This window comes from Streptomyces sp. NPDC057702, from assembly GCF_042799315.1.
Taxonomy (GTDB): domain Bacteria; phylum Actinomycetota; class Actinomycetes; order Streptomycetales; family Streptomycetaceae; genus Streptomyces.
Genome location: NZ_JBHVJC010000003.1, coordinates 83,779 through 95,907, shown reverse-complemented (window position 1 = coordinate 95,907; position 12,129 = coordinate 83,779). Strand labels below are relative to the sequence as shown.

6 protein-coding genes are annotated in these 12,129 nt (G+C 72.1%); 3 read left to right on the top strand and 3 right to left on the bottom strand.

Going from position 1 to position 12,129, the window contains the following annotated elements; translation table 11 throughout:
- Positions 1–58: 58 nt before the first annotated feature.
- The 3 genes from ACFVFR_RS02755 to ACFVFR_RS02745 form a co-directional block, all read right to left on the bottom strand.
- Entirely contained in the window at positions 59–1,066 is a 1,008-nt protein-coding gene (locus tag ACFVFR_RS02755; protein WP_383697437.1) for a TauD/TfdA family dioxygenase, read from the bottom strand.
- Positions 1,067–1,101: 35 nt separating this feature from the next.
- Positions 1,102–4,353 (bottom strand): amino acid adenylation domain-containing protein, encoded by a 3,252-nt coding sequence (locus ACFVFR_RS02750; protein WP_383697435.1) that lies wholly within the window; start codon positions 4,351–4,353, stop codon positions 1,102–1,104.
- A 138-nt stretch (positions 4,354–4,491) separates the two neighbouring features.
- On the bottom strand, positions 4,492–7,137 hold the full coding sequence (locus ACFVFR_RS02745; protein WP_383697433.1) for a Pls/PosA family non-ribosomal peptide synthetase: 2,646 nt from the start codon (positions 7,135–7,137) through the stop codon (positions 4,492–4,494).
- A 2,711-nt stretch (positions 7,138–9,848) separates the two neighbouring features.
- Between ACFVFR_RS02745 and ACFVFR_RS02740 the strand changes: the two genes are divergently transcribed.
- The 3 genes from ACFVFR_RS02740 to ACFVFR_RS02730 all read left to right on the top strand — a co-directional run bounded on the left by ACFVFR_RS02740 (position 9,849) and on the right by ACFVFR_RS02730 (position 12,103).
- Positions 9,849–10,652 carry a hypothetical protein gene (locus tag ACFVFR_RS02740; protein ID WP_383697431.1) on the top strand — a complete coding sequence of 268 codons (804 nt, stop codon included), beginning with the start codon at positions 9,849–9,851 and terminating at the stop codon, positions 10,650–10,652.
- Positions 10,649–11,089: a hypothetical protein gene (locus ACFVFR_RS02735; RefSeq protein ID WP_383697429.1), complete on the top strand. Its 441-nt coding sequence runs from the start codon at positions 10,649–10,651 to the stop codon at positions 11,087–11,089. The genes ACFVFR_RS02740 and ACFVFR_RS02735 overlap by 4 nt, the downstream gene beginning before the upstream one ends.
- A 192-nt stretch (positions 11,090–11,281) precedes the next feature.
- Positions 11,282–12,103, top strand: coding sequence for an SAM-dependent methyltransferase (locus ACFVFR_RS02730; RefSeq protein WP_383697717.1), 822 nt, complete (start codon positions 11,282–11,284; stop codon positions 12,101–12,103).
- The last annotated feature ends 26 nt before the right edge of the window (positions 12,104–12,129 follow it).

The following is a 12,129-nucleotide window of genomic DNA, read 5'->3' as shown; positions in this document are numbered from 1 at the left end:
CGCGCTCAGCCATGGCCGCGCGGATCGTGTCGGCCGTCGATGGCGCAGGACCCACCGGTCACCTCGCGCTCACCTCGATCGTCGGCGAGCAGTCGGCCAGCCGCACCGGGTCGGCCATGCCCACCAGCACCTCGCGCGGCCCCTCGAAGGGGGCCCGGCTGTGGGCGGTGCGGATGTTGTCCACGACCAGGAGGTCCCCGTCCTGCCACGGCTCGCGCGCCGTGTGGGCGTCGTAGACACCGTTGAGCCGCTCGACGACGTCCGCGCCGATCGGTTCGCCGTCGCCGAAGAAGGTGTTGAACGGCAACCCGTCAGCGCCGTAGCTGTCCACCAGGAACTCGCGGACCTCGGGGTCGATCGTCCACTCGTTGAGGAAGGCGACCTGGTTGAACCAGCAGCGCCGGCCGGTGACCGGATGGCGGACCACGGCGCTACGCCGCTGGCGGGTACGGAGCGAGCCGTCGGGCTGCCACTGGTACGCGATGGCGTTGGCCCGGCAGTAGCCCTCCACGCTCGCGCGGTCGTCGGTGCCGAACGCCTCGGCCACCGACGCGCCGATCTCGTCGCTGTAGGTGCGCGTCAACAGCCAGCCCTGCCGCTCGAACCGCTTGACCAGCCGGCGGGGCAGCGCGTCCAGCACCCGCGACCCGTCGGCCACCCCGGTCTCCCCGCCCCCGGCGGGCGCCGTCAGGCAGGCGAAGAGCATCAGCCCGGGGAAGTCCAGCGTGTAACTGAGCTCGTGGTGCATGCACATCGGCTGGTTGCGCGGCCACTTCGAGGCGGAGAACACCCCGTCGGAGTGGACCCGCCGAGGCGCGAAGCTCTCCCGGTCGGCCCCCATCAGGCCGTGCGAGACGGCCCGGAAGACCGCCTCCACCCCGGCCACGTCACGCAGACCCAGGCCCCGGACCAGCAGGGAGCCGTGCTCGGCGACGACGGCGCGCACGGCGTCGCGATGCCGAACCGTCCAGGCGGCCGGATCGTCGCAGGAGCTGATCCGCAGCACCGGCGGACTGTCGGGCCGTAACACCACGTCCAGCGGTGACGTCACAGAGTGCGATCGCATGTCCAGTACCCCGATTCCTCTCGTGTGGTCGCGGTTCACGTCGACGCCGACGCGTGCGAGGTGCCCAGCACCGCTCGGGCCGCCTCGGCCGGTCGGGTGCGCGGGAAGTAGTGCCCGCCGTCGGGGAGTTCGCGCAGGTCGACCCGGTCGGCCAGCAGCTCCCAGGCGTGGTGGCGCCGCTGGGCGTCGGCGGTGCTCGCGTCGTCGGCCGCGACGACCACCGTCAGCGGAGCGGCCAGCCGCACCGCCGGCGGGTCCGTCAGCAGGTCCACGAAGTAGCGGTGCGCGCCGGCGCAGTCGTGCCGGTAGGCGGCACCGATGTGGTCGCCGTGCCGCGCGCCCAGGTCGCCCAGGGCGCTGTACCCACTGTCCGCGCTCAGTTCCTTGGCGAGCTGCGCGTCGCCGCGCGACGCCAACTCACCCAGCGCGGCTGCCCGTTCGGCCACATCCCCCAGGAGCTGCGCGCCGACGAACACCCGGTCCACGGGCACCCCCCGGGCCTGGAGGGCGCGGGCGGTCGCGACGGCCAGGGCGGCCCCCGAGGAGTGGCCCCACAGCCACAGGCGGGCGGGCCGTGGCCGGTCGAGTTCGGCCACGACCCGCTCGACCACCCACTCCAGCGACGCGAACGGCGCGCGCTCGGCGGCCAGGTCGTGACCGGGCAGCTCGACGGCGCTGACCGCCAGCCCACCGGCCCGCAGCGCGGCGGCCATCGGCTGGAAGTTGACCGCGTTGCCCCCGGCGTACGGAAAGCACACCAGCAGGCCGGTGGGCTCGCCCGCCGGCTCACCCAGCGGCTGCAACAGCCCCGACCGGCGCTTGGAACGCCCGTCGACCAGCGCGGCCAGATCGGCCAGCACCGGATTGCGGGTGAGGTCGTTCAGGGAGACCGCGCGGTCCAGCGCGATGGCCAGCTTCACGGCCGCCAGCGAGGTGCCCCCCAGGTCGAAGAAGTGATCACCGCGCCCGATCCGCTCCGCCGGCACCCCCAGGGCCGCCGCCCACGCCGTCGCCAGCCGCCGCTCGGTGGGCGTGCGCGGCTCCCGACGGTCGCCCTCGACGGCGGCCGGCTCGGCGGCCAGCGCCGTCAGCGCCTTCTTGTCGACCTTGCCGTTGGCCGTCAGCGGCAGCGGGTCGCGCCAGTGGAAGGCGGTGGGCACCATGTACGGGGGCAGCGCCTGGGCCAACCGGTCCCGCAGAACCGCCGCCTCCAGGGGCCGGGGCCCGGAGCAGAAGGCCACCAGATGCCGGGCCTGCCCCTCCCGCCCGGCCACCACGACCGCCCCGTCCCGCACCCCGGGCACCCGCGACAGCGCGCTCTCGATGTCCCCGATCTCGATCCGGAACCCACGGATCTTGACCTGGGCGTCCCGGCGCCCCAGGAACTCCAGCTTGCCACCGGGCAACCACCGGCCGAAGTCCCCGCCCCGGTACAGGCGCTCACCCGGCCGGTGCGGATCGTCCCCGAACGCCGCCCGGGTGCGCTCGGGATCGTTGACGTAGCCACGGCCGACACACACCCCGGAGAACACGATCTCGCCCGGCGCGCCCAGCGGCACCGGAGCCAGCCGCTCGTCCACCACGTAGACCCGTACGTTGTTCACACACGGGCCCAGCGGCACCCGCTCGCCCGTCGGCGCGCGGTCCATGACCTCGTGGTTGGTGTCGTCGGAGGTCTCCGTCAGACCGTACGCGTTGACCAGCCTGATCCCCGGCTGGACCGCGAACCAGCGCCGGGCCAACTCCATCCGCAGCGCCTCGCCGGTGACCGACACGCACCGCAGGTCCGGCAGCGCGCGCGGGCGCCGCTCCAGATCGGACAGGACGGCCTCCAGATAGGACGGGACGACCTGGAGCACACCCACCCGGCCCTCCACGAGCGTGTCGACGAACCGCTGGACGTCCAGGACCACCCGCTGCTCCACCAGCCGGGTGCGCCCGCCGACCAACAGGGCGGAGACCAGCTGCCACAGGGAGATGTCGAAGCTGAGGGGAGCGGTCTGGGCCACCACCTGTCCGAAGCGGACACCCAGGTCCTCGATCTTGGCGTACAGATGGTTGAGCATGCCCGCGTGCTCGCACATGGCCCCCTTCGGCTCGCCCGTGGAGCCGGAGGTGAAGTAGATGTAGGCGAGCTGGTCCGCCGTGACCTCGACGCCGAGGTCGCCGTCGGCGTGCTCCTCCGCGACGGCCTCGCCGACCAGGAGCGTCCGCACCCCCGGCAGCTCCGCCGTGACCTGGTCGAGCACGGCGATGCCGGGGCTGGTCAGGGCGAGCGTGCACCGCGCCCGGGAGAGCATGGCCGCGACCCGGTCGGCCGGGAAGCGCGGCTCGACGGGCAGGTAGGCGCCACCGGCCTTGAAGACGGCCAGGACGGCGGTCATCCAGTCCAGGTCGCGCTCGGTGACCACGGCCACCACCTGTTCGCGCGCCAGCCCACGCGCCAGCAGGGCCCGCCCCAACCGGTTGGCGCGGGCGTTCAGCTCCCGGTACGTCCACCGCCGCTCGCCGTACTCGACGGCGACGGCCTCCGGATGGGCCCGGGCCCGCTCCTCGAACAGCTCGTGGAAACGCCGGTCGGGCAGCGGACGCGACGCGCCCGCCAACCCCTCAAGCTGGAAGCGGAGTTCGGCGGCCGACAGCAGAGCGTGCCCCGCGTGCTCGGCGTCCGGCTCCTCGACCAGCCGCGCCAGCGCGCTCCGGTGGTAGCCGGCGACCCGGTTGGCGTACTCGGCGTCCAGTACGTCACCGCGGTAGCGCAGCCGCAGCGCGAGCCGCCCGCCCCGCCACCGGGCCGCCACCCGCAACACCGTGCTCGGGGCGAGATCACCGCCCACGTCCCGGGGGTCGACCTCGGTCTCGAACAGGGCCCGGTCCGGGCCCCGCTCGCCCCCGAGACCGGCCAGCGCACCTGCCTGGTGCGCCAGCAACCCGTCCCGAACGCCGGCGGCCTCGACCACCAGCGCGCGCCAGGTGGCCGGCGCGGTCGTCACCCGGCAGGGCAGCACCGGCCCCGTCGACGAGGCGACGTACCCCGTGCCCACCTCCCGCTCACCGGCCAACGCCGACAACACCCTGGCGTGCGCGGCCAGCAGCACCGCCTCCCACGGCACCCCCATCTCCTCCACCCGTCGGCGCAGGGTCGTCGCGAGTTCGTCGGGCACCCACACCACCCGTTCGGCGACCCCCGCCACCGGTCGCGGGGCCCACCGTGGGATCGCCGTGAATCCGCCCGCCTCCCGCACCGTGCGCCAAAACTCCCGGTCATCGTCCGTCGAGTCGCTCACCGAGCCTCCTTCCTCGCCCTGCCCTGGCGCCGCTGGTCACTGGTCGCGGACCTGCCGCGACGCGGCGATGGATCGTGCTGTGCCGGCCGGCCGTACGCCCCGCGCCGGGTCCGTGCCCGGCCGTGGCGGTGGTCGCCCTCACCGCGCCGCGCCCTTGGTGACGGCCGTGCCGTCCGGCGCGGGTCGCGCCACCAGCGGCGGGCCGACCACCCGTGGGGAGATCGCCGGCGCGGCCGGCGACGCCAGCCGGTGCTGTGGGTCGCGTGCCTCGGCGGCCGGGTTGCCCGCCCACCGCGCGGCGGCGGGCACCTCCTCGCCCTTCATCAGGAAGGAGTCGGCGGCCAGCACCGCCCCCGCGCCCATGGTCACGCCGTAGTGGACCAGCGCGCCGACGCCCAGGGTGCATCCCGCGCCCAGCGTGCTGCGGTCGGACTTGAACGTGCCGTCCTCCTGCGAATGGCACTGGATGGCGCTGGCCGTGTTGAGCGTGCAGTCGTCCCCGATCGTGGTGAGCGTGCGCTCGGAGAGGTCACAGCCGTCGTCGAAGACCCGCCGCCCCAGCCGTACGCCCAGCATCCGCCAGAACACGTTCTTGAACGGGGTGCCGTTGAGCGCCTGGAGATGGGCGTAGGGCACCTTCCACAGTCGCTCGTGGTGCCAGAAGTACGGGTCGTAGATGGAGCACACCGTCGGTTCCAGCGCCCTGAAGCGCGTCATGCACCGCTCGACCAGCACGTAGTACAGCGCCGTGAAGGTGAAGACCGCCACCAGCAGCGCGGCCTCCATCAGCTGCCCGACCGTGTCGTACCGGTCGACGGTGGCCAGGCTCAGCAGGGTGAGCACGAAGACGTGCGGCCACCGCAGCAGCAGGACCACACCCATCGTGCGGAGGTTGTAGCGGTTCTTCGCGGCCAGGCCCCGGCGCAGCCCCTCGCCGCCGCGCAGGTGGTCGAAGCGCGTGTCGCGCTCCACCGTGCGCGGGATCTCGAAGCTGGGCGAGCCGAGCAGCCCCGTCCCCGAGCGGACCTCGCCGTCCAGCGGGACCATCACCTTCGTCGCCAGCAGACAGTCCTCACCCGTGCGACCACCGGGCGGGTAGACGATGTGGTTGCCCAGGAAGCTGGTTCCGCCGATCGAGGTGCGGGTGAGCCGGAAGGAGGTGCTGGAGATGTCGGCGTTGATGATGGACAGCCCGTCGGCGACCATCGTGCCGCTGCCCACGGAGCTCAGGTACGGGGACTCGTGCCGCACGCGCACCCCGAAGTTCGAGCCGGTCTGCTCGACCCGCGACAGGTCGTACCCCAGCGCCTGGAGGTAGTGGACGACGTACGAGCTGTCGCCGAAGAGCCACAGGAAGAACCGGGCGTTGGTCATCCGCTCGACCGTGCGGTGCAGCGAGTAGCGGAAGCCGTACAGCGGATAGACCCGGTCCGGCGGCACGGCCAGGCTCAGCAGGCGCGGCACGGTGAACAGCACGAGCGGGCTCAGTACGAGGAACCCGGCGAACAGCACGAGGGAGAGAACCAGCCCTTCCACGTAGAACGCCGCCGACGTGACCGCCTCGGGGCCCGACGCGTGCGATCCGGCCAGCGGGCGTATCCAGCTCAACGCCAGCTCCACGACCGCCATCGCCAGCGGCACGACCACCAGGAACGTCTTGAGCGGGCCGGCGAGACCGAAGGCGAACCGGCGCAGCGTGCCGCACCTGGCCGGCGCGACGCGGAGGTAGTCGACCTCGGTGCGCTGCGCCGGCGAGCCGTGCCACCGCTGGTCGGCGGGCACGACCATGTCGCTGTGCAGCGCCGAGGCGTGACCGAGCTGCGAGCCATCGCCCATCGACGTCCGGATGTCGAGCACGGTGCGCTCACCGATGAACACGTCCCGACCGATGGTGACCGGCCCGGTCTGAATCCGCCCGGCATGGGCGCGATAGCAGAGGAAGAACGCCTCCTTGCGGACCACCGTGCCGGCGCCGATGGTGAGCAGATCGGCGCAGACCGGGACCCTGCGGGAGAGGATCGTGACGTGCCGCCCGACCTTCGCGCCCAGGGCCCGCAGGTAGAGCGCGTACGCGGGGCTGCCGACGAAGAGCACCATCGGGCTCGTGTGGACGAGCGTCCTGACCACCCAGAACCGCAGATAGGTCGGCCCCCAGACCGGAAACTCACGCGGCGTCCACCGGCCGATCAGAAGCCACTTGGCCACGATCGGCAAGGCACACAGACCGATGAAGTCCGCGCATCCGAAGAGTGCGGCCCGGCCGTAGCTCTCCACCGGCCCGGAGGCGTCCGAGACCCACCCGAAGCCCCGCACCGTGACCAGGGTGACGAGGTAGGCGTAGCCGAGGAAGAAGAGGAGCTGCAGCGCGCCGCACGTCACGTAGCGCCCGGTGCCGCTCGGCGCCGGTACGTCCTGCGACGGGCTGGCCGGGCCGCCGGGGGCGGAGACGGCGGGGGCGGGCGCCGGGACGGCGTCCGCGAGCTCCCGTGCCAGGGTGCTGATGGTGGGGCACCTGTAGATGTCCTTCATCGACGCCGACGGAAGCTCCGGCCGCTTCCTGAGGCGGGCGCAGAAATGCGCCATCACCAGGGAGTCCGCGCCGAGGTCGGCGAAGAAGTGGCTGTCGGGCGACACGCTGTCAACGCCGACGACCTCGGCCAGCAGCTCGGCGAGTTCCCGCGCCAAGTGACTTTCCGGACTCGCGCTTTCCGGTGACGTTCCCGTGCCTTCCCCCGTGCCTTCCCCCGCGTCGCCGTTCGCTGATTCGGTGGGTTCTCGCGCCATATGAACTCCCTGAGAGTCGGACGCACCTGGCTGGTGGCTACACGCAGTTCCCGAGACCCCTTCCACGCGCTCATTCCCACGCGGATCGAGAACGCCCGCGGCGTCGTGTCGCGACGACGACCGGGTGATTCCGCACCTCAGACGGCGCCGTCACGGACGTGCCGTACGGACGCGGGTGGCCTCGTGCCGCCGCGGCCCCCAGACGGCTGTCGTGATCCTTTATCCGGCGCTACGGGTCGTACTCCGCCGGGGAGGCGGCGACCAGGTGGTCCGCCGGAACGGCCACGTCCCCGGAAAGTGGGTGCGTTGAACATCGCTGTACGCCCCACGAACCCGATTTCCACCGCTGAAGCACGCGGAGTGTCGGATTCGATTCCGCAGGTCGCGAGGTCATGACGAGGCGCCGCGGCCGGAACGGCGATGGGCGTGGTCGTAGCGGGATCAGGCTGCCTGTCTCCGCTGCGAGCCAGAACCATAAAGCACTGGTATGGCGGCGGCAAGGTGTCGTAATGCCGGCCAATGGCTTAACTGGCCACGTCGTAGGTGTCCTGGTCGTTGCGTGGTACCGGCAGCTAAGTATGTGTCTTTTGCAGGAGATTCGTGAACTTGCTTCGTTCTATCCCATGCCATGAGCCCACTGGACACGTGTTGTCCGCCGGCGGCGGCCGACATCCGGATCGGTGCGGTATCCGCCCCTCGCCAATCCCTGTCGGTGACACCGTGATTCGGCTCGTGGGATTCGGATTGCGCTGTGTCGGGTGCTGGAAGGCGCAGGTCGTCGCCGTCCGGGCGGTATTTCGACGCCCCGGTGGCCGTGACCGGATAGCCGGAGTGTTGAGGGGATTTGGCAGTCATATCCGCCGCAGGGGCTCTTTGTGCCCCGAAAGCGCCTCGAATATCGACGATCGGGCCGCGCCACCCGACTCCTCGGTAATGTTATGGGTCCCGGCACGGACCGGGGTCCGGGACCAGCCACCGAATCGGCGCGACGATGGCGCACCTTCGCCTTCACCACCGCCGCCCGCGCGGCCGAAGCCGCCCCCGGTGCGGCCGTATACGCGGCGTCTGTCGGGCTCTGTGTGCCTGTGTGCCCCCTGCGGCGTGACGTCGCGTTGGTGCCACCCCCCCGCCGCCCGGACCCGATGCGCGCGAGGGGCCGACGATTACCACCACCCCACCCGCCCCCGCCTCGTCCAGCGCGGCCTCGCCCCACCCCACCCGGCCCCGGCTCGGTCCCGTACCGGCCTCTCCCTCGGTACGAGCGCCCGCCGAGCGGACCGTCCGCCCGGACGCCGTGCGTCGGGCCCGCCGCACTGTGCCGACCCCGCGCGTCCCGTGCCTGCGCCCGCGCCCTCCTCCGTGCCTGCGCTCGTGCCTGTGCCCGTGTCCGTGCCCCGTGTGACGCGGGCGCCGCGTGCCGGCCGCCCCGCGTCCCACTCGCCCGAGGTGGCGTGCGCCCCGCGCGTCGGGTCGCCACCGCGCGGACCGCGAACCGCCGCGCCGCCGCCCGTCGGGCGTCCTGGGCCGGGCTCGACGTCGGGCCCCTCGGGCGTGTGGTCCCGGAGGTGATGCGGTGTGCAGGTCCGGGCTGGCCTGGGGCGGGGTGCCGGCGATCGGGCGTTCGCGGTCAGGGGAGTCGTTCAAGCGGGCGAATTGAGCATCGCGTCACGGATGAGCTCGGCTGTTCCTCCCCTGGTGGTCCGCGCCGCATATTTGCCAAGTGAAGCCGTGTTGATCCCGGACGGCACCAGCGGACTCCCGTCTGCCCGGTCCGGCGAGGCGGATCGCTCGGCGTCGGAATTTGCGGCTGCGGCTTTGCAATTTTCCCATTCGCACGCGACGCGGCGGAGGGACGTGATGATTCCTCTTGTGTGCGTCCGGAGTGAGTCGGGCGGAAGCCTCGGCAGGCGCTCTCGTCAGGGAGGTTGTCAAAAGTAGCGCCCTATCGATCAGGATGTGACGGCGGAACTCGATCACTCTCAGAGGAAAAGGCAAAGGATCCGATGGGAAGAGATCGGTGAATGATCTCCCCGGATCGCCGCGTCGAGGGATTGCAAGATAGACGGCCTTGCATGGCGGGAAAGTCGCGATCGCAGATCGATAGGCGTCTCTGACGATATGGTGGAATGGTTAACGCAGCCGGCCGATGGCGGGCTGGAAATGGGAGTGGCCCCGGGCTGCCACCCGAGGCCACTTGACGGGTCGTCGACAATCACAGAAAGGACTGGCCGTGACCCATGGAGAAGGCCGGGAGCAGGCAATTGCTACCTCGGCGATTCCCCTCGACATTATCCCTGCCCCGGACAACCGCGAAACGCGGGGCCTCGTAAAGAACACCTCGTGGACGCGTGCGACCGTGCGCCTCCCCCTCGACGGGCGGACGACCGCCGCCCCCCTGCGACCCGCCGCGCGCCTCGCGCCGCCCCAGGCCGCCGAGCCACGGCCGGGCCGGGGCTCCCGCACGCCACCGGCCACAGCCACATCGCCCCAACCGGGCGCGCCGCGTGGCCCGTTGCCCCTGCCACGTCCGCTGGCGTGTCCGGCGGGCGGCTCCGACCGTCACCCTCACCACGTCCGTCGTGCGGGTCACCCTCGCGCGGGTCTCGCCCCGCTCACGGCTGGCCGGGCTCGCGCGGCACGCCCCCGCCGGTGACCGCTGGAGCCCCTCGGCGCGGCGGGCAACCACATGTGGGTCGGCGAAGGGAGTTCCCATGGCAGCGTTAGGACCAGAGGCGCGGTGCGCGTACTGCGGAAAGGCACTCCAGCGCTCCGAAGGGGGCGGGCGGCCACGGGACTACTGCGGTGTGCCGTGTCGTCGCAGGGCGCAGCGGCGACGCGACCACGGCCGGGGCGGTTCGATGCCGCCACGCGACGCCTGGGACGCGATCGTGGCCGACCTCGCCGCACGCGCACGGGAGTTGCGGGCCATCCACATCGAGCAGCTCGCCGCCGCGTTGGAGTTGGCCGAGGGGATTCGCGAGGACGCGGACTGTCTGGCCGCCGTCGCCGTGGACGCGGCGCGCCATCGCGGGCGTACCTGGGGTGAGATCGCGCCCGAGCTCGGTGTGAGCGAGGCGTCAGCCCGGGCCCGGTGGGGCGGTGTGCGGGTCTCCCGCATGGTGGCGGCGCGCGTCCCCCGGGTCCCGACGCAACCGACGTACCCGGCCCACCCAAAGGCCCCGCGCCCACCCTCCCGTGCCACGCCCGGCCAGCGGTCCGCGTCACCGGAGGCGGGTGCGGCCGTCGAGGCCCTCGGCACCGCCCTGCGCGACCTAGGCGAGGCGTTGCGAGGTGCCCAGCAGGCGGCACGGCACATCGAGGTGACAGCGGGTTCGCTGCCCCACTCCGACGCGGCTGACCTGCGGGCCCTCGTCGAGGGGCGGGCGGTGCCGGACTGGCCACCGCTGCGGGACCTCCTGATCGGGCTGGGGGTCGAACCGAAGCGCCCCGGGCCCTCGGACGAGGCCACGCGAGCCGGGCGGCCCGTCACCGGAGAGGAGGAGGACCGGTCGTGACCGACCACCGCCGCGGCGTGTCCCGCCCGCCCGCGCGCGAACTGGAGTTGACCGCCTTCCGCGAAGCACACCGCGACGCCTACCTCCGCTACGCGCAGGCCAGGATCGACGACCAGGCCCAGGCGCGGGCCTGCGTGGACGCCGTCTTCGACGCGTTGGCGGCACACTGGCTCGCGGTGCTCGGCAGCGCCTGTCCGGCAGCCCGGGTGTGGGCGGGGTTGCGTGGCGCGACCGAGCACCGGATGTGGCGCGAGCGGGTGCGGGCGGGGGAGTACCACACGGTTCTCCGTGGCGACCAGGCCGACATCATGCTGTTGCGCCACCGGCTCCGGATGCCCGTCGACCAGGCTGCCAGCCTGATGGGCCTGACCGGACACGACGGGCGCGCCCTGCTGCGCGGGGCCGAGCGGGATTTCGGGAGAACGCTGGGTCATTGAGAAGGGGGGACGTGACCGGCGCACTCCGCCCTGGCGGGGGGCGTGCGCCGGATCCCTCGAGGCATACACGCACACGGGTAACTGGCCTTCCTGGTGGCCCCTTTGAGTGACTAGCCGACTGCCGCACGGACTCCTAAGATGGGCCCCTACATCCAGGACACCCAGCCCGTACCGGGCCTCACAGGAGTGTGCATGGCCGAGGAGAAACCTCAAACTCGCTTCATCGACACCAGCAATGCCAGCGCCGCTCGCATGTACGACTGGCTTTTGGGGGGCACGGAGAACTACGAAGTCGACCGCGACGCGTGCACCGAACTGCTGAGGATCGCGCCCAGTACCCAGCAACTCGCGCGTACGAACAGGGATTTCCTCCGGCGTGTGGTGCGCATTCTGGCCACCGAGAAGAACATCTCCCAGTTCCTCGACCACGGCTCCGGGTTGCCCACCCAGGACAACGTCCACGAGGTGGCGCAGCGGGCCCGGCCGGGTTCCAAGGTTGTCTACGTGGACAACGACCCGATGGTCCTCGCCCATGCGTACACGGCGCTGGACGACAACGAGGACACCATGGTCCTCGACTACGACATGCGGCGCACGCACGACATCAAGCAGGCCACCGCGGAGTTCCTCGACTGGAACAAGCCCATCGCGGTCCTCTTCGTGTCCGTGCTGCACTGTCTGCCCGACACCGACGACGAACGCGACCCCGCCGCCCTGATACGGACCGTCGCCAGCCACCTCGTCCCCGGCAGCTACATGGTCATCTGCCAACTGGTCAGTGACGACGCCGCCGTACGACAGGGCGTCACCCAGCTCATGGAGGGCGCCACCCAGGGGAACTGGGGGCGGGTCCGGGAGCCGCACGAGGTGCGACGGTACTTCGAGACCCTGGAGATCCAGGAGCCGGGGTTGGTCGACGTGATCGACTGGCGGCCGGACTCACCGCCGCCTCCCCCGCACCTGCGTCCCACCGACTGGGTGGAGTGGGGTGGCGTCGGGCGCGTACCCGGGTGAGCCGACGGCACGGAAGCCGTCGCGCG

What these genes read in the sequence shown, in the direction of transcription:
- ACFVFR_RS02755 (WP_383697437.1), bottom strand. Translation starts at nt 1,066, where the DNA reads ATGCGATCGCACTCTGTGACGTCACCGCTGGACGTGGTGTTACGGCCC.
- ACFVFR_RS02745 (WP_383697433.1), bottom strand. Translation starts at nt 7,137, where the DNA reads ATGGCGCGAGAACCCACCGAATCAGCGAACGGCGACGCGGGGGAAGGC.
- ACFVFR_RS02740 (WP_383697431.1), top strand. Translation starts at nt 9,849, where the DNA reads ATGGCAGCGTTAGGACCAGAGGCGCGGTGCGCGTACTGCGGAAAGGCA.
- ACFVFR_RS02730 (WP_383697717.1), top strand. Translation starts at nt 11,282, where the DNA reads ATGGCCGAGGAGAAACCTCAAACTCGCTTCATCGACACCAGCAATGCC.